The sequence below is a fragment of the Enterobacter sp. S-33 genome, from assembly GCF_028735835.1.
In the GTDB taxonomy this organism is placed as follows: domain Bacteria; phylum Pseudomonadota; class Gammaproteobacteria; order Enterobacterales; family Enterobacteriaceae; genus Enterobacter; species Enterobacter vonholyi.
In genome coordinates this window covers 739,337-762,004 of sequence record NZ_CP117838.1, presented here as the reverse complement: position 1 = coordinate 762,004, position 22,668 = coordinate 739,337, and the positions used below count along the sequence as shown (strand labels likewise).

Here is a 22,668-nt window from a genome sequence, read left to right as displayed (position 1 = left end):
TGCCGATGTCTGATGTCACCACCGTAAGCTGCCCAACCTGTGGTAAAACCGTTGTCTGGGGCGAAGTCAGTCCGTTCCGCCCATTCTGCTGCAAGCGCTGTCAGCTCATTGACCTGGGCGAATGGGCGGCGGAAGAGAAACGCATTCCAAGCAAAGGCGATCTCTCGGACAGCGATGACTGGAGTGAAACCCAGCAGTAATCTGTAAAGCCTGCTGGCGCTTCGCTCAGCAGGCCTACGGTTGTGCGACTAACCGCAGGATCACGGGCTCATTAGCTGGCGGGAATTTTTCGGCATCACATGCCTGAAGCTCTACCCAGTTACCCGGCTGTCCCTCTTTTCCCCAGGGTTCACCTTCCCAGTTTTCCACCAGCCAGAACCACAGCGTGATGTGCCTGTCCGGAAACTGGTACTCAAGCTTATCAAACAGCGTTGCGCCAAGCGGAGTGATCCCCACCTCTTCCTGAAGCTCCCGAACCAGCGCCTCTTCCGGCGTTTCACCTGACTCGATTTTACCGCCTGGAAACTCCCACTTGTTCGCCATATGGGCGTCGGCAGCGCGCTGGGTGATAAAGATTTGGTTTTGCGGGTTGCGAATAATCCCGACGGCAATTTGCAGTATTTTCATATTGTCACTTCCATAAAAAAGGCGCAGATTTCTGCGCCTTTTTGTTTTTTTATGAACTTAGCTCAGGCGGCCGTGGCACGCCTTGTACTTTTTACCGGAACCACACGGGCACGGATCGTTACGACCCACTTTACGATCGCCGGTCTGCGCGGCGATCGCCGCTGCGGCTTCGCTGTCGTCGGTCTGGTGGCTCAGCTGTTGCATTTGTGCCAGACGCTCGGCTTCTTCACGACGCTGTTGCTCCATCGCTTCTACCTCTTCCGGCATACGCACCTGAACCTTGCTCAGGGTGCTGATCACTTCATACTTCAGCGACTCCAGCATAGACGCAAACATGGAGAAGGATTCACGCTTGTATTCCTGCTTCGGATCTTTCTGCGCATAGCCACGCAGGTGGATACCCTGACGCAGGTAGTCCATAGCCGCCAGGTGCTCTTTCCACAGGGAATCCAGGGTCTGCAGCATCACGCCTTTTTCGAAGTGACGCATCATCTCAGCGCCAACGACCTCTTCCTTACGCTTGTATACGTCCAGCGCGGTTTCAAAGATACGTTCACGCAGGGTCTCTTCGTGTAGCTCAGGCTCTTTATCCAGCCACTCTTTGATTGGCAGATCGAGGTCAAAGTCGTTTTTCAGGCGTTCCTGCAGGCCTTCGATATCCCACATTTCTTCCAGAGACTGCGGTGGAATATGCGCGTCGATGGTGGCTTTAAACACATCTTCACGAATGCTGTTGATGGTTTCGCTCACGTCGGAGACGTCCAGCAGTTCGTTACGCTGGGTGTAGATCGCACGACGCTGATCGTTAGCCACGTCATCATATTCCAGCAGCTGCTTACGAATATCAAAGTTGCGGCTTTCCACTTTACGCTGTGCGTTAGCAATCGCTTTAGTCACCCACGGGTGCTCAATGGCTTCGCCAGGTTTCATCCCCAGCTTACGCATCATGCCGGACACGCGGTCGGAGGCGAAAATACGCATCAGCGCATCTTCCATAGACAGGTAGAAGCGGGATGAACCGGCATCACCCTGACGACCCGCACGGCCACGCAGCTGGTTATCAATACGACGAGATTCATGACGCTCTGTACCGATGATGTGCAGACCGCCGGAAGCCAGAACGGCATCATGACGAACCTGCCAGTCGGCTTTGATCTGCGCAATCTGTTCTGGCGTTGGGTTTTCCAGCTCCGCCACTTCAGCCTGCCAGCTACCGCCCAGCATAATATCGGTACCACGACCCGCCATGTTGGTGGCGATGGTCACGGCAGCCGGATAACCCGCCTGCGCAACAATGTCCGCCTCTTTAGCGTGGAACTTGGCGTTCAGAACGTTGTGCTTGATGCCTGCTTTGGTCAGCTCGTTGGAAACCACTTCAGATTTCTCGATGGAGATGGTCCCCACCAGAACCGGCTGGCCTTTTGCGGTACGTTCGCGAATGTCTTCAATGATCGCCTGAATTTTTTCCGCTTCGGTCATGTACACCAGGTCCGGCATATCCTTACGGATCATCGGACGGTTGGTTGGAACAACCACGGTATCCAGCTTGTAGATGGAGCTGAATTCAAACGCTTCAGTATCAGCAGTACCGGTCATGCCCGCCAGCTTCTCGTACAGACGGAAGTAGTTCTGGAAGGTGATAGACGCCAGCGTCTGGTTTTCATTCTGAATATCCACGCCTTCTTTGGCTTCCACAGCCTGGTGAAGACCGTCAGACCAGCGACGTCCCTGCATGGTACGGCCGGTGTGCTCATCGACAATGATCACTTCGCCGTCTTTTACGATGTAGTCGACGTCGCGGGTGAACAGCGCGTGGGCACGCAGCGCGGCGGTCACGTGGTGCATCAGCATGATGTTGCTCGGTGAGTACAGGGACTCACCCTCTTCCATAATGCCTTCAGCAACCAGCAGCTCTTCAATTTTCACCAGACCACGTTCGGTCAGGTTCACCTGGCGCGCTTTTTCATCAACGGAGAAGTGGCCTTCACCCTGGAAGGTATCCGAGTCCTCTTTCTCCTGACGCAGCAGGTGTGGAATGATTTTGTCGACCTTACGGTACATCTCGGAGCTGTCTTCAGCCGGGCCGGAGATGATAAGCGGAGTACGCGCTTCATCGATCAGGATGGAGTCCACCTCATCCACCAGCGCGTAGTGCAGCTTACGCTGGACGCGCTCTTCAGGGCTGAACGCCATGTTGTCACGCAGGTAGTCGAAGCCGTATTCGTTGTTGGTACCGTAGGTAATATCCGCGTTATACGCTTCACGCTTGGCTGGCGCAGGCAGGCCGGACATGTTGATGCCAACAGTCATACCGAGGAATTCGAAAAGTGGACGGTTGTTTTCGGCGTCACGCTGCGCCAGATAGTCGTTGACGGTAACGACGTGAACGCCTTTACCGGTCAGCGCGTTCAGGTAAGCCGGCAGCGTTGCGGTCAGGGTTTTACCTTCACCGGTACGCATTTCCGCGATGCAGCGCTCGTTGAGCACCATACCACCCAGCAGCTGAACGTCGAAGTGACGCATGCCGAACACGCGCTTACTCGCTTCGCGCACGACAGCAAACGCTTCCGGGATCAGGCTTTCTAAGGTTTCACCTTTTTCCAGACGCGCACGAAATTCCGCCGTTTTCGCTTTAAGCTCGTCATCAGAGAGCTTCTCCATCGCCGGTTCCATACCGTTGATGACGGCAACTGCTTTGCGCATACGGCGCAGGGTACGATCGTTACGACTACCAAAAACTTTAGTTAACAATTTGATTAGCATAATAAATTCTCAAACGCCCCATTGTGGGCAGATAAATTAAGGTATTGAAAAAGTTAATTTAGCTGAGGCGTTGCGGCCCGGCGCGAATGCCGTGAGCCTGGCTAATCCAGGTTGAAACAGAGAATGAAACAGGTGAAACAAATTCACGTTGCGTCGACTGACGAACTATGACCGGCGGCTGGCTGTCCTGCGTGAGAAGCGCGTTGAGCGTGTCCAGCAGGGCAAGATGCTGAGCCTGCACCGGCAGCGTCTCTTCCGCAACAGGCATGGCCTGCGGTGCCATCGCAAACGACAGATGGCGGATAACCGTGCGGATAGCGTGCTGGTGCCAGTAATCGACGGTGAAGTTTGGACGGCGGCTGGCTTCAAGCCACGCAAGATTAGTGAAGTTAACCCGCGTGTTGAAATCGTGTTTAGTCGTGGAGGTTTTTGCGGGCGTCGCCGCTTCGGCACTGTTGCTGAGCGCAGGCAAGCCAAAGCTCGCCGCGACCATCCCTAATAAGAGATGCGGCCAGAAGTAACGTCTGCCAAATTGTCGCCAGCGCGTCAGTATTCCGCTCACCTGCTCCACCCAATAAGCCAGCCTTGCAGAGGCTGAGTTCAGTTATTCTTTTAGCGCCCAGATAGTATCACTAAAGCCAATGCACATCAGCAGGAATGAGGTGCCGCCGCGGGGAAAAACGGTCAAGAATGCAGCTAACGCACACATTTTCTGCGAAAGACAAACAAGAGATAACGCTGGGGCAAACTAAGAAGGGTAAAAATAAAAACGACTGGTCTTCCTGGTCGGAGAGAGTACCAGGTTAACCAGTCGATTTTTTTACGAAACGGCGTGAACCGTTACGCCAGAACCATGCTCGGTGCTTTGAAAGCCAGCGGCAGCTCAGCTTCGTCTTCGAAGGTCACATATTCCCAGGCTTCCTGTTTTGCCAGGACGGCCTGCAACAGTTTGTTGTTCAGCGCATGACCGGATTTGAACGCGGTAAATGCACCAATGATGTTGTGACCACACATGAACAGGTCGCCGATAGCATCCAGCATTTTGTGACGAACGAATTCATCTTCGAAACGCAGGCCGTCTTCGTTCAGTACGCGATAATCGTCAACAACGATGGCACAATCGAAGCTGCCGCCCAGGCACAGGCCGCGGGACTGCAGATATTCGATATCACGCATGAAGCCAAACGTACGGGCTCGGCTGATCTGGCGCATAAACGCATCGGCAGAGAAGTTCATCGCATAGCGTTGGGTGCTGGAGTCAATCGCCGGATGGTTAAAGTCGATGGTAAAGTCCAACGAGAAACCATTGTACGGCTTGAATTCAGCCCATTTGTCGCCATCTTCGACGCGAACGGTCTCTTTGATGCGAACAAATTTCTTCGCGCAGTTCAGTTCTTCGATGCCAGCATCCAGCAACAGATAGACGAACGGTGCAGCACTGCCATCCATAATCGGGATTTCTGGCGCATCGACTTCAACAATAATGTTGTCGATACCCAGCCCCGCCAGGGCGGCGTTCAGGTGCTCAACGGTAGAAATCCGCACGTCATGCTCGTTCACCAGACAAGTACAGAGCATAGTATCACGCACAGATTTGGCATCGGCCGGAAAATCTACCGGTGGATTCAAGTCGGTGCGACGATAGATGACCCCGGTATTGGCCGGCGCAGGGCGTAACGTCAGCGTGACTTTCTTGCCGGTATGTAAACCGACACCCGTCGCCTGAACGATACGTTTAAGTGTCCTTTGTTTGATCATCGTATAATCTCGCCAAATTAACTATCCAACCGAGAGTGTATATCACTAACGGTGGGCCAGTTTAGCACAAAGAGCGCAAATCCCCAAATTCCAGCCAATTCTTAGTCAGCTTGCTTACGCAGGAACGCCGGGATATCCAGATAATCTGGCTCTTTCGCCGTTTGCGGCGTTGGGTCGTTCACCACTTTCGCGGCCGGTTTCTGCTCCTGAGTCAGAGGAGACATACCGTGCTGCTGGTAACGATCCATTACCGGTTGCTGAGTCTGCTTGTTAGTCACTAAGGTGATCTCAGGACGTTTGTCCATGCCGATACCGGTAGCAACAACGGTAACACGCAGCTCGTCGTTCATTTCAGGGTCAAGAGAAGTACCGATTACCACGGTAGCGTTGTCAGAGGCGAACGCACGGATAGTGTTACCCACGGTTTCGAACTCATCCAGACGCAGGTCAAAGCCAGCGGTAATGTTGACCAGCACGCCGCGCGCACCAGACAGATCGATATCTTCCAGCAGTGGAGAAGAGATGGCCATTTCAGCCGCTTCTTCTGCACGATCTTCACCGCTCGCCACGCCAGAGCCCATCATCGCGTAGCCCATTTCGGACATCACGGTGCGAACGTCTGCAAAGTCAACGTTCATCAGGCCAGGACGGGTAATCAGTTCAGCGATACCCTGGACCGCGCCTTTCAGCACGTCGTTTGCTGCGCCGAAGGCGTCCAGCAGGGAGATACCGCGCCCCAGAACCTTCAACAGCTTGTCGTTAGGGATGGTGATCAGCGAGTCCACATGCTTGGACAGCTCGGTGATACCCTGCTCCGCGAACGCCATACGCTTCTTGCCTTCAAAGTTGAAAGGCTTGGTCACGACAGCAACGGTCAGGATACCTAAATCTTTAGCTACTTCAGCTACAACAGGTGCTGCGCCGGTACCCGTACCGCCCCCCATACCTGCTGCGATGAAGACCATGTCCGCACCTTCCAGTGCAGCGCGCAGCGCTTCACGATCTTCTTCAGCCGCATTGCGACCAACTTCCGGGTTAGCCCCTGCTCCCAGCCCTTTGGTGATACCACCGCCGATCTGGATAGTCTGGCCTACAGCCGTCTTACGCAGTGCCTGCGCATCGGTGTTAACTGCGAAGAATTCAACACCTTCAATGCGTTCACGCACCATATGCTCTACGGCGTTACCGCCGCCGCCACCGACGCCGATGACTTTAATCACCGCGTCGTTGGTCAGTTCCATAGGTTCAAACATAATTTCTCTCTCCGTTGTGCCTGTCGCCCGAGACCGCTAATTCTCTCCGGTCTCTTAAAAAAATTAAAACTCTTTTCGCAACCAGTTGTTCAGTCGTTTGACCCACGACCCCACTGAGACGCGTTTTTCCACTTCTGCTTCACCACTGAGATGAGATTCCTTCCCGTAGTGAAGCAGGCCCACAGCCGTTGAATAATACGGCTCCTGAGCATAATCCGTTAAACCGGTGATATTCAGCGGCGCACCAATACGCACCTGCGTATGGAACACGCGCTGAGCACAGGCCGCAAGACCTTCAATTTGCGCTGCACCGCCGGTTAATACAATCCCCGCCGCAAGATGATGCTTAACACCCTGCTGACGAAGCTGTTCCTGTAACTGTAAAATCTCTTCGTTGACCAGGTTGAGCAGCTCGGTATAGCGCGGCTCAATCACCTCTGCCAACGTCTGGCGCTGCAGGCTACGCGGTGGACGACCACCGACGCTCGGCACTTCAACGCTCTCATCTTTGCCAACGATAGACCCCAGCGCACAGCCGTGGCGCACTTTAATCGCTTCTGCATCGCTCGGCGGCGTACCAAAAGCGTAAGCAATATCGCTGGTCACAACGTTGCCGGCATAAGGGATCACTTTAGTGTGGCGCAACGCACCGCCGGTATAGACGGCGATATCCATTGTACCACCACCAATATCGACCACACAGACACCCAGTTCACGTTCATCTTCTGTCAGCACGGAATAACTTGCCGCCAGACCCGCGAAAATAAGTTGGTCAACTTTCAGGCCACAACGTTCAACGGCTTTTACAATGTTCTTCGCCATATCGTTGTGACATGTGATCAGGTGCACTTTTGCCTGCATACGTACGCCAGAAAGACCGACCGGGTTCTTGATCCCTTCCTGGTAGTCAATCGCATATTCCTGCGGGATCACGTGCAATACGCGATGCTCATCGCGGACACGCACGGATTTCGCCGTGTGCACTACGTTTTCAACATCTTCCTGCGTCACTTCTTCTTCGGAAATCGGCACCATACCAATTTCGTTCTGGCAGCTAATGTGCTTACCAGAAAGGGCCAGATAGACAGAAGAAATCTGGCAATCTGCCATCAGTTCAGCCTGATCGATGGCGCGCTGAACGCATTTCACCACCGATTCAAGATCGTTTACCCCACCTTTATCCATACCACGGGAAGGGCAACTGCCTACGCCAATGATATTGACCATACCGTCGGGCAGAACTTCCCCTACTAAAGCGGCAACCTTCGCGGTGCCAATCTCCAGTCCAACTACCAGTTTTCTGTCCGTCGCCTTGATCATTGTTGTTCTGCCTGTACCTGTGCCTGATTCTGTTGCTGATTAGGTTCCTCGACCGGAGCCGGTACCCAACCGACTGCTGCGCCTGAGTCATAGCGCAAATCAACGTAGCTTATCCGTTTGCCGTCAGTCTGCGCCTGCTGCTGTAAAACCGGGTAAAGTTCGACAAAACGCGCCAGACGCTTCATGGTGTCCCCGCGTCCCAGGTTGAGCTTAATGCCGTTCGTTAACGTCAGCTGCCAGGAACGGCGCGCCGTCATGGCAGCATCTTTTAACGTAAACCTGTCCTTCGCCAGCACCTGACCCATTTCGCGAAAACCCTGTAACACTTCGTTTTCGCTGCCTTCAGGGCCATACAACATCGGTAAATTTTGCTTGTTGACACGATCGGCCGGGACGCTGAAGGAATTTCCGTCTGCGTCAACCATGTGCTGATCATTCCAACGCGCAATGGGCACATATTCAACCAGATGAATCTTCAATTCATCAGGCCATTGCTTTCTTACGCTCGCCTGTTTTATCCATGGCAGACGTTCAATCTGGCTCTGGATAATATTGACGTCCTGAGTCATGAAAGTGCCAGGCGAACCCAGCGCCAGTATTGACTGGCGAATATCGTCGTTACGCGTGTAGTGACGCTCACCGGTGACCACCAGCTTAGAGAGCGGCAACCGCTGCGCATCTTCCATCCAGCCCAGGACCATCCAGCCGCTGATAAACACGGTGCACAGCACCCCGAGCAGGAAAATGATGCCTGCAAGACGCGTTCCATTGCTGCGGCGTGAAGAGGTGTATTCGTCCTCGTCATCGCGGTTGCGCGTGTTCAATGCAGCCTGAGACATATCAGCCCGCCTGGTCCAGAATGCGTACGACTAACTGCGAGAAACTCATCCCCGCCTGACGCGCGGCCATCGGCACAAGGCTGTGGCTCGTCATACCCGGAGAGGTGTTGGCTTCCAGCAGATAGAATTGTCCATCTTTGTCTTGCATCACATCGATGCGTCCCCAGCCCTGGCAACCCAGAACATGCCAGGCTTTAAGCACCAGGGACTGTAAATCGGCTTCACGCTCAGCTTCAAGACCACTTGGGCAGAAATATTGCGTCTCATCAGAGAGATACTTCGCCTCATAATCATAGAAGACTCCGGCGGGTTGGATACGGATTGACGGTAAAATTTCTTCGCCAAGCATCGCGACGGTAAATTCCGGCCCGCTAAGCCATTTTTCAATCAGAACTTCTTCATCATGTTGAAATGCCAGTGCTAAAGCGGACGAAAGATCTTCAGCTTTGTCGACTTTGGACATTCCCACGCTGGAGCCTTCCCGGCTGGGCTTTACAATAACCGGTAAGCCCAGTTCAGCAATGCGTGCATTAACGCTATCCGAAAGGCCCAATTCAAATTCGCGACGCGTCAGCGCTACCCATGGCACAACAGGTAATCCCGCGCCCTGCCACAGCAGCTTGCTGCGCAGTTTGTCCATTGAGATAGCGGAAGCCATCACGCCGCTGCCGGTGTACGGCAGGCCGATCAGATCAAGAAGCCCCTGCAGGGTTCCGTCTTCACCACCACGACCATGCAAAGCGATAAAGACTTTATCGAAGCCCATGGCTTTTAATTGCGTCACGTCGACCTCTTTTGGGTCGACCAGGTGCGCGTTGACGCCCCCCTCCCGCAAGCCCGCCAGCACAGCCGCGCCGGAATTCAGGGAAACCTCGCGTTCAGCAGAGGTGCCGCCAGACAGGACAGCAATCTTATCAGCCATGATGCTCATCCTCCTGGGTTTGCGGCTTCAGTTTGATTTCAGCTAAGGTACGGGCGATTTTGCCGATATTTCCCGCGCCCTGAATCAGAATCAAATCGTTACCCGTCAGGACCGGTGCCAGAATTTCCGCCACCTGCGCAGGGTCAGAAACCAGAATAGGGTCAACCTTACCGCGTCCACGGATTGTACGGCACAGGGAGCGGCTGTCAGCCCCTGGAATCGGCGTCTCGCCTGCGGCGTATACGTCCAGCATTAACAGGGTGTCTACCTGTGACAGGACGCTGGCGAAATCGTCATACAGATCGCGCGTACGCGTGAAGCGGTGCGGCTGGAAGATCATCACCAGATTTTTGTCAGGCCAGCCCGCGCGTGCGGCTTTAATGGTGGCGTCCACTTCGGTCGGATGGTGGCCGTAGTCGTCCACCAGCATCGCTGAGCCGGCTTTACCGTTCACGGCATCCAGCGGGAATTCACCGAGGAAGTCGAAACGGCGACCGGTGCCCTGGAAGCTTTCCAGCGCGCGCAGAATCGCATTATCATCAATGCCTTCTTCCGTCGCGACGGCCACTGCCGCTGCGGCATTGAGGGCGTTATGGCGCCCTGGTGCATTCAGCGTGACGTGCAGCAGCTCTTTGTCCTGACGCGCCAGCGTGAAGTGTCCCTGCGCGCCAATCTGTTTGTACTCCTCCACGCGAACGTCAGCGTCTTCGCTGAAGCCGTAGGTGGTGATTTGACGACCCACGCGCGGCAGCAGCTCGCGGATCACCGGATCGTCTACGCACATTACCGCACGTCCATAGAACGGCAGGTTGTGCAGGAAGTTGATGAAGGTCTGCTTTAAGTTCTCGAAGTCACCCTGGTATGTATCCATATGGTCAGCTTCGATGTTAGTGACAATCGCCACCATCGGCTGCAGGTGCAGGAACGACGCGTCGCTCTCATCCGCTTCAGCAATCAGATAACGACTGTGGCCCAGGCGTGCATGCACGCCTGCGGCTTTGACCAGACCGCCGTTGACGAACGTCGGATCGAGCCCCGCTTCCGCATAAATACTGGAAACCATCGCCGTGGTCGTGGTTTTACCGTGGGTCCCGGCAATGGCGATGCCGTGACGAAAACGCATCAGTTCCGCCAGCATTTCTGCACGGCGGATCACCGGAATGCGCGCTTCGTGCGCAGCAACGATTTCAGGGTTGTCAGAGGAGATGGCGCTTGAGACCACCACCACGCTCGCATCGCGCACGTTTTCCGGACGATGGTTGAAATAGATAGTCGCCCCAAGCGACGCCAGCTGCTGCGTAACAGGGTTTGGCGCCAGGTCAGACCCGCTGATCTGATAGCCTTCGTTAGCTAACACTTCGGCAATACCGCCCATGCCAGCACCACCGATGCCAACAAAGTGAATGTGCCGGACGCGACGCATCTCGGGCACGATTGAACGCAGTTTTGCCAGTTGTTGTGTATTCATTCTCTAAACGCCATCGACTACTTAAAATTCGTGCAGCGCAACACGCGCTGCGAGGGTTAAGCCTGGGCTGCCAGGCTCACTTCTTTTGCCACCCTTTCCGTCGCATCAGGGATAGCGGCCGCGCGCGCGCGTTGTGCCATCTCCAGCAGTGCGTCTCTGTTCCAGCCCGCCAGGGTGGTGGCGACCGCGTCGGCGGTAAATTGTGGCTGCTCAAAAATTTTCGCGGCACCGGCTTTCTCAAGCGGCAGCGCATTCCAGTACTGCTGTCTGTCTTTGTGCTGGAACGGCACAAACAGGGCCGGCAGACCCGCGGCGGCGATCTCACTCACCGTCAGCGCGCCTGAGCGACAGACCACGACATCGGCCCAGGCATACGCTGCCGCCATGTCGTCGATAAACTCTGTGACTTTATGCTGCGGCTGACCTTCGTCTGCGTAAGCCTGCTCAACGGTCTGCTGAGCGCCTTTCCCGCTCTGGTGCCAGATGGTCACGGTATCGCCCAGCTTTGCAGCTACCTGCGGCATCGTCTGGTTCAAGATACGCGCGCCCTGAGAGCCGCCGACGACCAGCACACGAACCGGCCCTTCACGGCCCGTCAGGCGAGCGTCCGGCAGCGGCAGCGCCAGCACGTCGACACGCACCGGATTACCCACCACGTCCGCTTTCGGGAACGCGCCGGGAAACGCCTGCATCACTTTAGTGGCGATCTTCGCCAGCCACTTGTTAGTCAGACCGGCAATACCGTTCTGCTCATGCAGAACGACGGGAATACCTAACGACCACGCCGCCAGCCCGCCGGGCCCCGAGACATAGCCGCCCATGCCCAGCACCACATCGGGCTTAAAGCGCTTCATAATGGTGCGCGCCTGACGCCAGGCGTTAAAAATACGCACCGGTGCCAGCAGCATTGCCTTGAGGCCTTTGCCCCTAAGGCCGGAAATACGAATAAAGTCGATCTCGATACCGTGCTTCGGTACCAGGTCGGCCTCCATGCGGTCTGCGGTTCCCAGCCAGCGTACCTGCCAGCCCTGATCCATTAAATGGTGCGCAACCGCAAGCCCCGGGAACACGTGTCCGCCGGTACCGCCTGCCATCACCATTAACCGCTTCGGTTGATTCATCGTGAACCTCGTGTAAACGCCTGGGCTTTTTCCAGACGCGTTTCATAATCTATGCGCAACAACAGCATGATGGCCGTCGACATAATCAACAGACTGGAACCACCATAACTGATCAACGGCAACGTCAGACCTTTGGTCGGCAGCATACCCGCTGCGGCCCCGACGTTAACCAATGCCTGGAAGCTAAACCAGATACCAATTGAGCAGGCCAGGAAGCCTGAGAAGCGGTGATCGATCTCCAGCGCTTTCCGGCCGATGGACATGGCGCGGAAAGCGACGAAGAATACCATTAATAGCGCTAATACCACACCGATATAACCCAGCTCTTCCGCAATAATGGAGAAGATGAAGTCAGTATGCGCTTCCGGTAAATACTCGAGTTTCTGTACCGAGTTCCCCAGCCCCTGTCCCCAGACTTCACCGCGACCAAAGGCCATCAGCGACTGCGTCAGCTGATAACCGCTGCCGAACGGATCTTCCCACGGGTTCCAGAACGAGGTCACACGGCGAATACGGTAAGGCTCGGCGAGGATCAGCAGCACAACCGCCGAAATCCCCATCCCGATAATAGCGATGAACTGCCACAGCTTCGCGCCCGCCAGGAACAGCATGGCCAGGGTGGTAACGAACAGCACGACAACGGTACCGAGGTCAGGCTGCGCCAGCAGTAATACCGCCAGCACCAGAATCACGCCCATCGGTTTTAAGAAGCCGCGCAGGTTGTTACGCACCTCATCTACCTTACGCACCAGGTAGTTAGCCAGGTAGCAGAACAGGGAGAGTTTGGTAAATTCCGCAGGCTGAATACGCAGCGGGCCGAAGGCGATCCAGCGGGATGCCCCGTTAACGGAGCTGCCCACCACCAGTACGATCAGCAGCATAATAATCGACGCGATCAGCATCGCCGTGCTGTGCCGCTGCCAGAACTCCATCGGCAGACGCAAGGTCACCAGCGCCAGACAGAACGCCAGGATGATGTAAAGACCATCACGTTTGGCAAACAGGAAAGGATCGTTCGCCAGACGCTGCCCGACGGGCATTGATGCCGACGTCACCATAATAAAGCCTACCGCCGCCAGCCCCATCGTGAGCCAGAACAGCGTGCGGTCGTACATGATCAGGCTGTCGTTATCTTTTTGACGAGAGCCCATCACCCAGCCTTTGAGCGCCGCAAACAGCCATGCCAGGATCCCAAATCCTGGCAGGCGCGGCATTTTCAGGCGAGGGAGAGATAAACGCATCAGCCTAACTCCTTCGCCAGGCGGGTAAAGACATCACCACGCTGTTCGAAATTCTTGAATTGATCGAGGCTGGCACAGGCCGGAGAGAGCAGCACCATATCGCCTGGCTTCACGCGAGGGGCAATCAGCCGCATCGCCTGTTCCATGGTTTCGGTTTGTACGGCAACCTCAGGGCGCAGTTCAGCCAGCTCGCTGCCGTCACGGCCGAAGCAGTACAGGCGGATGTTATCGCCGGAGAGATACGGCTTCAGCGAGGAAAAATCAGCTGATTTACCGTCGCCGCCCAGCAGCAGATGCAGGGTGCCGTCAACGTGCAGCCCGTTCAGCGCGGCCTCCGTGCTGCCCACGTTGGTGGCTTTGGAGTCGTTGATCCAGCGCACGCCGTTGTGCTCCAGCGCCAGCTGGAAACGGTGCGCCAGGCCTGAAAACGTGGTTAACGCCTGCAGGCTGGAGGAGCGCGGCAGCCCTACAGCATCCGCCAGCGCCAGCGCCGCCAGGGCATTGGTGTAGTTGTGCTGACCTGTGAGCTTCATCTCTTTCACGTTCAGCACTTTCTCACCCTTCACGCGCAGCCAGGTTTCACCCAGCTGGCGGTTCAGATGATAATCCCCCATCGTGATACCGAAGCTGATACAGCGATCGTCTGCGCCACGCACCGGCATGGTCAGCGCGTCATCGGCATTAACAACGCAGACTTTGGCATTTTCATAAACGCGGAGCTTAGCGGCACGGTACTGCTGCAGGCCAAATGGATACCTGTCCATATGATCTTCAGTCACGTTGAGGATCGTCGCAGCCGCAGCATGCAGGCTGGAAGTCGTTTCCAGCTGGAAGCTGGAGAGTTCCAGCACGAACAGCTCGCAGCCTTTGTCCAGCAGCATCAGAGCAGGTAAACCAATGTTACCGCCAACGCCGACGTTCATGCCTGCCGCTTTCGCCATTTCACCCACCAGAGTGGTGACGGTGCTTTTACCGTTAGAACCGGTAATCGCGATAACGGGCGCCTGCACTTCACGGCAGAACAGCTCGATATCGCCGACAATCTCAACGCCCGCATCCGCGGCAGCGCTCAGTGAAGGGTGCGCCAGCGCCATACCCGGGCTGGCGACAATCAGATCGGCTGCCAGCAGCCAGTCATCATTCAGACCACCAAGGTGGCGTTCAACCTGTTCCGGCAGTTTGTCCAGACCCGGCGGAGAGACACGCGTATCCATTACGCGCGGCGTCACGCCGCGCGCGAGGAAAAAGTCCACGCAGGAAAGGCCCGTGAGGCCTAACCCGATGATAACGACTTTTTTGCCCTGGTAATCTGCCATGATTAACGTACCTTCAGCGTTGCCAGGCCAATCAGCACCAGCATCAGCGAAATAATCCAGAAGCGCACAATAACGCGCGGCTCCGGCCAGCCTTTCAGTTCATAGTGGTGGTGAATCGGCGCCATACGGAAGATGCGCTGACCGCGCAGCTTGAAGGAACCGACCTGCAAAATCACCGACAGGGTTTCAACCACAAACACGCCGCCCATGATCACCAGCAGGAACTCCTGACGCAGCAGTACGGCGATAATGCCCAGCGCGCCGCCTAACGCCAGTGAACCGACGTCACCCATAAAGACCTGAGCCGGATAGGTGTTGAACCACAGGAAGCCCAGCCCCGCGCCAACAATCGCCGTACAGACGATCACCAGCTCACCCGCATGGCGCAGATAAGGAATGTGCAGGTAGTTCGCAAAGTTCATGTTACCGGTCGCCCACGCCACCAGCGCGAAACCGGCCGCCACAAAGACGGTTGGCATAATGGCCAGGCCATCCAGACCGTCGGTAAGGTTAACGGCATTACCGGTGCCGACAATCACAAAGTAGGCCAGCAGAATGTAGAACAGCCCCAACTGCGGCATCACGTCTTTGAAGAACGGCACAACCAGCTCGGTGGCCGGTGTGTCTTTGCCTGCCAGATACAGCGCGAAGGCTACGCCAAGCGCGATCACCGACATCCAGAAATATTTCCAGCGCGCGATCAGGCCCTTAGTATCTTTACGAACGACTTTGCGGTAATCATCAACAAAACCGATGATCCCATAACCCACCAGTACCGTCAGAACGCACCAGACGTACGGGTTGGAGGGATACGCCCACAGCAGCACGGAAACGACGATGGCGGTCAGGATCATGATCCCGCCCATGGTCGGGGTACCGCGTTTGCTGAAGTGCGATTCCGGACCGTCGTTACGCACAACCTGGCCGAAAGAGAGTTTTTGCAGACGGGCAATCATGCGCGGGCCCATCCACAACGAGATGAACAGCGCAGTCAGCAGGCTGACGATGGCGCGAAACGTCAGATACGAAAAGACGTTAAAGCCTGAATAATATTTGACCAAATGTTCGGCCAGCCAAACTAACATGTCCCGTTCTCCTGTAATGCGTGCACAACCTGTTCCATGGCGGCACTACGTGAACCTTTCACTAACACTGTCACAATTTGTTTTTCTGTAATTAATGCCTTAAGGCGCTCAATCAACGCGGTTTTATCGGCAAAATGCTCGCCAACGCCGCTGGCCTGGCTAATCGCCTGGCTCAGTTTTCCTGCGCTCAGTACACAGTCCAGCCCCGCAGCTTTCGCCGCTTCGCCAACCTGGGTATGACAGGCTTCGCTTTCGTCGCCCAGCTCTGCCATGTCGCCAACCACCATGATGCGGTAGCCCGGCATTTCTGATAACACCTGCACCGCCGCCGTCATTGAACCAACGTTCGCGTTGTAGGAGTCATCCAGCAGCAGTTTGTTTTCCGAAAGCTGAATCGGGAACAGACGACCCGGCACGGCTTTCAGGTTCGCCAGCCCGGCTTTGATCGCCTCATGTGTAGCGCCCACCGCCGTTGACAGCGCCGCCGCCGCAAGGGCATTGGCGATGTTATGGCGACCCGGCAGCGGCAGCAGAACCTCCACGCCCCCCGTTGGAGTCGTGAGGGTGAACTCGGTGCCGTGGGACGTCACATGGATATTGGTCGCCGTAAAATCACTGTTGGCCGCATTTGGCGAGAAGCGCCAGGTTTTACGCGAGCCAATAATGCTCTGCCAGTTCAGCCAGTCGTTGTTATCGGCGTTCAGAATAGCGATACCGTTATCCGGCAGGCCGGTGTAAATCTCGCCTTTCGCTTTTGCCACGCCTTCCAGCGAGCCAAAGCCTTCCAGGTGCGCAGCCGCGAGGTTATTCACCAGCGCCGCTTCCGGGCGAGTCAGGCTCACGGTCCAGGCGATTTCGCCCTGGTGGTTTGCTCCTAACTCGATCACCGCATAGTCATGTTCTTTGGTCAGGCGAAGCAATGTCATCGGCACGCCGATATCATTATTGAGGTTGCCCGCGGTATAAAGCGTATTGCCGCACTGGCCGAGGATCGCCGCCGTCATCTCTTTCACCGACGTTTTGCCGGATGACCCGGTCAGCGCGACGACGCGAGCAGGCACCTGCTGACGCACCCAGGCGGCCAGCTCACCGAACGCGAGGCGCGTATCTTTCACCACAATTTGCGGCAGATCGATATCGAGCTTGCGGCTGACCAGCAGCGCACCGGCGCCGTTCTCTTTGGCCTGTTCAGCAAAATCATGCGCGTCAAAACGTTCGCCTTTCAGCGCCACAAACAGACAGCCTGCAGTGATTTTGCGGGTGTCCGTCGTTACGGCATCAATGGTCAGGTCTTGCCCGTGCAGGTCGCCCTTCAGGATTGCAGCGGCCTGACGTAACGTGATGCTAATCATGCCACGACTCCCAGCAGGCGTGCTGCCGTTACGCGGTCCGAGTAGTCCAGACGGCGATTGCCAACGATCTGATAATCTTCATGCCCTTTGCCCGCTAACAGGACAACATCATTCTCCTGCGCCTGCATAATGGTATTGGTCACGGCTTCCGCACGGCCTTCCACCACGCGAGCACGGCCCGCGTCCAGCATGCCCGCCAGAATGTCATTGATGATGGCGCGCGGCTCTTCCGTACGCGGGTTGTCATCGGTTACTACCGGAATATCTGCGAACTGCTCGGCAATAGCCCCCATCAGCGGGCGTTTGCCTTTATCACGATCGCCACCGCAGCCAAACACGCACCAGAGCTTCCCGGCGCAGTGCAGGCGCGCCGCTTCGAGCGCTTTTTCCAGCGCATCCGGCGTGTGGGCATAATCAACCACAACGGTCGGTTTGCCCGGCGCGCTGAACACTTCCATACGGCCGCAAACCGGCTGCAGACGCGCTGAGGTTTTCAGCAGTTCAGCCATCGGATAACCCAGCGCCAGCAGCGTCGCCAGCGCCAGCAGCAGGTTGCTGACGTTGAACGCGCCCATCAGGCGGCTTTCAATTTCGCCTTCACCCCAGGAAGAGGCAAAGCGGATTGTCGCCCCGCTGTCGTGGTAATTCACCTCAACCGCCTTCAGCCAGCGGCCGTGGCAGTTCGGATTGATATGGTCTTCCATCGACACCGCAACCGCATCCGGCAGCTTCGCCAGCCAGCGGCGGCCCACTTCGTCGTCGGCGTTGATGATGGCTTGTCCATAATGGTGAGTGGAGAACAGCAGCCATTTCGCGGCTTCGTAATGCTCCATATCACCATGATAATCAAGATGATCGCGACTCAGGTTAGTAAACACTGAAGCGGCAAATTTCAGCGCCGCAACCCGATGCTGTACCAGACCGTGCGAAGAGACCTCCATCGCAGCAAAGGTTGCCCCCTGCCCAGCCAGACCTGCAAGCACATGCTGTACGTCTACCGCCGAGCCGGTGGTGTTTTCCGTCGGGCTCACTTTGCCCAGCAGGCCGTTACCTACGGTACCCATCACTGCACCGGTTTCACCCAACAGCTGGGCCCACTGCGCCATCAGCTGCGTGGTGGTGGTTTTACCGTTCGTGCCCGTCACGCCGACCAGACGCAGCTGGTCGGAAGGTTCGTGATAAAAACGTCCCGCCAGCGCGGAGAGACGCTCGTTTAACTGGCTGAGATAGATAACCGGCACCCCGTGCATTTCACGGATCTCACCGTCGGTTGCCTCATCTTTGGCCTCAGCAATAATGGCAGCCACACCTTGCGCAATCGCCTGCGGGATATAACGACGCCCGTCCGCCTGATGACCGACCACCGCCACAAAAAGATCGCCAGAAGCAGCCACGCGGCTGTCCAGTACCATCTCTCGCAGTGCTCGCTCCGGTGCATTTGGCACCCACGGAGCGAGAAGGTCGCGCAAATTACGATCTGCCACCTGTACCCTCGCCTTGATTAATTACAAATTCACTTTTTTCGCCCGTCGCCAGCGCATCCGGTTCAATGTTCATGGTGCGTAACACGCCGCCCATGATAGCCCCGAACACAGGCGCGGAGACGGCGCCGCCGTAGTATTTACCCGCCTGTGGATCGTTTATTACGACCACCAGCGCAAAACGCGGATTGCTTGCAGGCGCAACGCCTGCGGTATAGGCAATATATTTGTTGATGTAGCGGCCGTCTGGCCCCACCTTTTTCGCAGTACCGGTCTTGATGGCAATGCGATAACCTTTGATCGCCGCCTTCACGCCGCCGCCGCCAGGCAGCGCCACGCTTTCCATCATGTGCACCACGGTACGAACGACAGATTCCGGGAAGATACGCTCGCCCGGAACTGGTGGATCAACTTTAGTAATCGACAGCGGACGATAGACGCCATAGCTGCCAATCGTTGCATAGACTCGCGCTAGCTGTAACGGAGTTACCATTAGCCCGTAGCCGAAAGAGAAGGTGGCCCTCTCTATGTCAGACCACCGTTGTTTTTGAGGATATAAGCCACTGCGTTCTCCGACCAACCCCAAATTGGTCGCCTTTCCAAGTCCAAAACGTGAGTAAGTCTCTACTAACGCTGAGGACGGCATCGCTAACGCCAACTTTGAAACGCCGACGTTACTCGACTTCTGTAATACCCCGGTCAGGGTCAATTCGCTGTAGCGCGCCACGTCTTTGATTTCGTGACCGTTAATTCGGTATGGAATGGTATTCAGTACGGTGTTTTCGTTGACGATACCGCGCTGAAGTGCAGTCATGACCACCATCGGCTTAACCGTCGAACCCGGTTCGAACACGTCGGTGATGGTACGGTTACGCATTACATCCTTCTGCGTGCCGGTAAGATTATTAGGGTTGTAGGACGGGCTATTGGCCATCGCCAGCACTTCACCCGTGCTGACATCAACTAACACAGCACTGCCCGATTCCGCTTTGTTGAAGGCCACGGCATTGTTCAGCTCGCGGTAAACCAGCGCCTGTAATCGCTCATCGATACTCAGCGCAAGGTTGTGTGCGGCCTGGCTGTCCGTTGAGGAAATATCCTCGATCACGCGACCATAGCGGTCTTTACGCACAATGCGCTCGCCGGGCTGGCCGGTGAGCCATTTATCAAAGCTTTTTTCAACGCCTTCAATCCCCTGGCTATCAACGTTAGTAAAGCCAATGAGGTGAGCAGTCACTTCGCCGGATGGATAGTAACGACGGGATTCTTCACGCAGATGGATCCCCGGCAGCTTCAATTTTTTGATGTAGTCCGCCATGTCAGGGTTCACCTGACGTGCCAGATAGATAAAGCGCCCTCTCGGGTTCGTATTCACGCGTGAAGCTAACTGGTCCAACGGCATCTTCAGCGCATCCGCAAGGGCCTTCCAGCGGTTATCAAGTGTGATACCGCCAGCATCATGCAGTTCTTTAGGATCGGCCCAAATCGCCTTCACCGGCACGCTCACCGCTAGCGGACGCCCCGAGCGATCGGTAATCATCCCACGGGATGTCGACACTTCCTGAACGCGCAGGGAACGCATGTCACCCTGGCGTACCAGCATGTCAGGAGCGATGATTTGTAGCCAGGCCACGCGTCCAAGCAGAAAACCCAGAGCGAGTAAAATGCAGCCGCAAAGCAACGCAAAACGCCAACTGATAAAGTTGGCCTGTTCTTCCTGACGTTTTGGTTTTAGCGTTTTTGCCGCTGCTTTCATGCGTCGCGTTTTCCCTTATTTTTGTACTACGATATTTTCCTGCGAAGGATCAACATGCTGCAGTTGCAGCTTTTCCGTTGCGATCCGTTCAACCCGGCTGTGATCGCCGAGCGCGTTTTCTTCAAGGATCAGATTTCGCCATTCAATATCCAGCGCATCGCGTTCCAGTACCATCTGCTCGCGTTGCGCAGTCAATAAACGTGTATGGTGGGCGGTGGTCACCACCGTAACTGCCGTGACAATGATGCAAATGAACAGACAGAGTGGCAGTTTCCCAAACCGCAAAAGATCGTCGCCGATCACGCCAGGCAAGGCATGGCGCTCGTTGCTTCCTAACGAATCCTTAACTTTGCTTAGGGTCTCTGTCACTCTGCCGATCATGCGTTCGTCCTCTCTGCAACACGCAGCACTGAACTACGGGCGCGTGGATTCTCTGCCACTTCTTCTTCGCCCGGCATCAACTTGCCTAATGCTCGCAACTGACGGCCACCCAGCTTCCTGAGTTGTTCTTCCGTCATCGGCAGCCCCGCTGGTACCTGTGGACCGCGGCTTTGTTCACGCATAAAGCGTTTCACAATACGGTCTTCCAGCGAATGGAAGCTGATGATGGATAACCGCCCCCCCGGGGCCAGCACGTCGAGCGAGCTTTTTAGCGCCAGCTCTATTTCCTCCAGTTCACTGTTTACCCAGATGCGAACCGCCTGGAAGGTACGGGTCGCGGGATGTTTGTGCTTATCCTTCACCGGTGTCGCCGCCGCGATCACTTCGGCCAACTCTTTGGTGCGGGTCATTGGTTCAATGCGATTACGCTCAACGATGGCGCGCGCGATTCGTTTGCCAAAGCGCTCTTCGCCAAACGTTTTGATGACCCATGCAATATCGGCTTCGTCAGCGGTCTGTAACCACTCAGCGGCAGACTGACCGCGCGTCGGATCCATCCGCATATCCAGCGGACCATCACGCATAAAGGAGAAACCACGTTCGGCATCATCAAGTTGGGGTGAAGAGACGCCAAGATCGAGGAGAATCCCGTCGATCTTGCCCGTCAGGCCGCGCTCAGCAACATAATCTGCGAGCGCAGAGAAAGGTCCATGCACGATGGAAAAGCGTGGGTCATTGATGGTCTGTGCAACCGCAATTGCCTGCGGATCGCGATCGATTGCCAGCAGACGTCCTTCCTCTCCAAGCTGGGAGAGAATCAAACGCGAGTGACCACCGCGGCCAAACGTGCCATCAATGTAGATGCCATCCGGACGAATATTCAGACCGTTTACGGCCTCGTCCAGTAACACCGTTTTATGTTTATAATTTTCCATCATATTTATAGAGACAAGTCCTGCAGCCGTTCCGATAATGTCGCGGAATCAGACTGCTCAGCGTCGATATCTTCCTTGACCTGTTGATACCAGGTCGTTTCATCCCACAGTTCAAATTTGTTGAACTGCCCGACCAGCATCACTTCTTTGGTCAGACCGGCATGTTGCCGTAACACAGGGGCAATCAGTAACCGCCCTGCGTTATCCATCTGACATTCACTGGCATGTCCCAATAACAGCCGCTGCACGCGGCGTTCCTGCGGGTTCATGCTCGACAGTCGCGACAGCTTTTGCTCAATAATTTCCCATTCAGGCAAGGGGTAAAGCAGCAGGCAGGGGGAGTTAATGTCAATGGTGCAAACCATTTGACCCGCAGCGTTCTCAATCAGCTGGTCGCGGTATCGGGTTGGTACCGATAAACGCCCTTTGCTGTCGAGATTGACTAACGTTGCTCCACGGAACATGCCAGTCTCACCCCTCCTCACCACTTTAACCCACAAATTCCCACCTAAAGGAGTTTACGGAGCGAGGGAAAAGCTTGTCAAGCCAGGACTCTCCCTGTAAGGACTCGAAAGCCCTCTATTTACAGAGTTAAACAGTCCTGGTTAATAACTGCACAACTGGCGAGGCAAAATTAACGTTATGAATATTTGTAAGAAAAAAACCGAATATGCACACTAGCGTTAAAGCTCACTCAATATCATCGCAGGTAAATATAAAGTGTCAGTTTGCGACGCGGGCAGCATTTTATGACAGATTCTCAGGGGATAACAGCGCCAGATTAACTCTGGCACCGGGTAAGCGCGGCAGTTGCCACGTAAGCAGCTACAGGAGGAGGAAAAACGTCTGAATATTCATCGGCCGAATGGGGTTTGTAACAAAATAATACAAAGATAGCTGTTTAAAATCGCTGAGATGTTCTTTAAAGGACAATTTAAGAGCCAAAATGAATTAAGAAAAATAGGCGATTATGATCTCACAAGAATTATCCTAATTTCTCTCCGGGAATTATCCGCACGATTTATCGCAGCAAAATGGGGCAGACTTCCC

The 22,668-nt window shown here is 55.5% G+C and carries 20 protein-coding genes; 1 reads left to right on the top strand and 19 read right to left on the bottom strand.

Going from position 1 to position 22,668, the window contains the following annotated elements; all coding sequences use genetic code 11:
• Positions 1-5: 5 nt before the first annotated feature.
• Positions 6-200, top strand: coding sequence for a DNA gyrase inhibitor YacG (gene yacG / locus PUP35_RS03545; RefSeq protein WP_045401034.1), 195 nt, complete (start codon positions 6-8; stop codon positions 198-200).
• Positions 201-234: 34 nt separating this feature from the next.
• Here the strand turns inward: yacG and mutT are convergent, their stop codons facing one another.
• From mutT to mraZ, 19 genes are all read right to left on the bottom strand, one after another.
• Positions 235-627 (bottom strand): 8-oxo-dGTP diphosphatase MutT, encoded by a 393-nt coding sequence (gene mutT, locus PUP35_RS03540; protein WP_045401031.1) that lies wholly within the window; start codon positions 625-627, stop codon positions 235-237.
• 57 nt (positions 628-684) lie between these two features.
• The gene (secA, locus tag PUP35_RS03535; RefSeq protein ID WP_111964034.1) at positions 685-3,390 is read right to left on the bottom strand and encodes a preprotein translocase subunit SecA; all 2,706 of its coding nucleotides are present in this window, start codon (positions 3,388-3,390) and stop codon (positions 685-687) included.
• Between the two features lie 58 nt (positions 3,391-3,448).
• Positions 3,449-3,952, bottom strand: coding sequence for a secA translation cis-regulator SecM (secM, locus tag PUP35_RS03530; RefSeq protein WP_274242046.1), 504 nt, complete (start codon positions 3,950-3,952; stop codon positions 3,449-3,451).
• Between the two features lie 278 nt (positions 3,953-4,230).
• A complete protein-coding gene (gene lpxC, locus PUP35_RS03525; RefSeq protein ID WP_008501977.1) occupies positions 4,231-5,148 on the bottom strand; it encodes a UDP-3-O-acyl-N-acetylglucosamine deacetylase in 918 nt (305 codons plus the stop codon).
• 101 nt (positions 5,149-5,249) lie between these two features.
• A complete protein-coding gene (ftsZ, locus tag PUP35_RS03520; RefSeq protein WP_008501978.1) occupies positions 5,250-6,401 on the bottom strand; it encodes a cell division protein FtsZ in 1,152 nt (383 codons plus the stop codon).
• Positions 6,402-6,464: 63 nt separating this feature from the next.
• The gene (gene ftsA, locus PUP35_RS03515) at positions 6,465-7,721 is read right to left on the bottom strand and encodes a cell division protein FtsA (RefSeq protein WP_023334508.1); all 1,257 of its coding nucleotides are present in this window, start codon (positions 7,719-7,721) and stop codon (positions 6,465-6,467) included.
• Positions 7,718-8,560, bottom strand: coding sequence for a cell division protein FtsQ (gene ftsQ, locus PUP35_RS03510; RefSeq protein WP_111964036.1), 843 nt, complete (start codon positions 8,558-8,560; stop codon positions 7,718-7,720). The genes ftsA and ftsQ overlap by 4 nt, the downstream gene beginning before the upstream one ends.
• 1 nt (position 8,561) lies before the next feature.
• Positions 8,562-9,482 carry a D-alanine--D-alanine ligase gene (locus PUP35_RS03505; RefSeq protein WP_274242041.1) on the bottom strand — a complete coding sequence of 307 codons (921 nt, stop codon included), beginning with the start codon at positions 9,480-9,482 and terminating at the stop codon, positions 8,562-8,564.
• A complete protein-coding gene (murC, locus tag PUP35_RS03500) occupies positions 9,475-10,950 on the bottom strand; it encodes a UDP-N-acetylmuramate--L-alanine ligase (protein ID WP_274242039.1) in 1,476 nt (491 codons plus the stop codon). The genes PUP35_RS03505 and murC overlap by 8 nt, the downstream gene beginning before the upstream one ends.
• A gap of 56 nt (positions 10,951-11,006) precedes the next feature.
• A complete protein-coding gene (murG, locus tag PUP35_RS03495) occupies positions 11,007-12,071 on the bottom strand; it encodes an undecaprenyldiphospho-muramoylpentapeptide beta-N-acetylglucosaminyltransferase (protein ID WP_039260813.1) in 1,065 nt (354 codons plus the stop codon).
• Positions 12,068-13,312, bottom strand: a complete 1,245-nt coding sequence (gene ftsW / locus PUP35_RS03490; RefSeq protein WP_115876438.1) for a cell division protein FtsW — start codon at positions 13,310-13,312, stop codon at positions 12,068-12,070. The genes murG and ftsW overlap by 4 nt, the downstream gene beginning before the upstream one ends.
• Complete coding sequence (gene murD, locus PUP35_RS03485; RefSeq protein WP_143344650.1) at positions 13,312-14,628, bottom strand: UDP-N-acetylmuramoyl-L-alanine--D-glutamate ligase; 1,317 nt, start codon at positions 14,626-14,628, stop codon at positions 13,312-13,314. The genes ftsW and murD overlap by 1 nt, the downstream gene beginning before the upstream one ends.
• Before the next feature lie 2 nt (positions 14,629-14,630).
• Positions 14,631-15,713, bottom strand: coding sequence for a phospho-N-acetylmuramoyl-pentapeptide-transferase (gene mraY / locus PUP35_RS03480; protein ID WP_008501985.1), 1,083 nt, complete (start codon positions 15,711-15,713; stop codon positions 14,631-14,633).
• Positions 15,707-17,065 (bottom strand): UDP-N-acetylmuramoyl-tripeptide--D-alanyl-D-alanine ligase, encoded by a 1,359-nt coding sequence (gene murF, locus PUP35_RS03475; RefSeq protein ID WP_136195613.1) that lies wholly within the window; start codon positions 17,063-17,065, stop codon positions 15,707-15,709. The genes mraY and murF overlap by 7 nt, the downstream gene beginning before the upstream one ends.
• Complete coding sequence (murE, locus tag PUP35_RS03470; RefSeq protein ID WP_048979011.1) at positions 17,062-18,549, bottom strand: UDP-N-acetylmuramoyl-L-alanyl-D-glutamate--2,6-diaminopimelate ligase; 1,488 nt, start codon at positions 18,547-18,549, stop codon at positions 17,062-17,064. Before murE ends, murF begins: the two co-directional genes overlap by 4 nt.
• Positions 18,536-20,302, bottom strand: coding sequence for a peptidoglycan glycosyltransferase FtsI (locus PUP35_RS03465; protein WP_111964042.1), 1,767 nt, complete (start codon positions 20,300-20,302; stop codon positions 18,536-18,538). Before PUP35_RS03465 ends, murE begins: the two co-directional genes overlap by 14 nt.
• 15 nt (positions 20,303-20,317) lie before the next feature.
• Positions 20,318-20,683, bottom strand: coding sequence for a cell division protein FtsL (gene ftsL / locus PUP35_RS03460; RefSeq protein ID WP_008501989.1), 366 nt, complete (start codon positions 20,681-20,683; stop codon positions 20,318-20,320).
• Positions 20,680-21,621, bottom strand: a complete 942-nt coding sequence (gene rsmH, locus PUP35_RS03455) for a 16S rRNA (cytosine(1402)-N(4))-methyltransferase RsmH (RefSeq protein ID WP_021240527.1) — start codon at positions 21,619-21,621, stop codon at positions 20,680-20,682. The genes ftsL and rsmH overlap by 4 nt, the downstream gene beginning before the upstream one ends.
• A 2-nt stretch (positions 21,622-21,623) precedes the next feature.
• A complete protein-coding gene (gene mraZ, locus PUP35_RS03450; RefSeq protein ID WP_021240528.1) occupies positions 21,624-22,082 on the bottom strand; it encodes a division/cell wall cluster transcriptional repressor MraZ in 459 nt (152 codons plus the stop codon).
• Positions 22,083-22,668 lie beyond the last annotated feature (586 nt).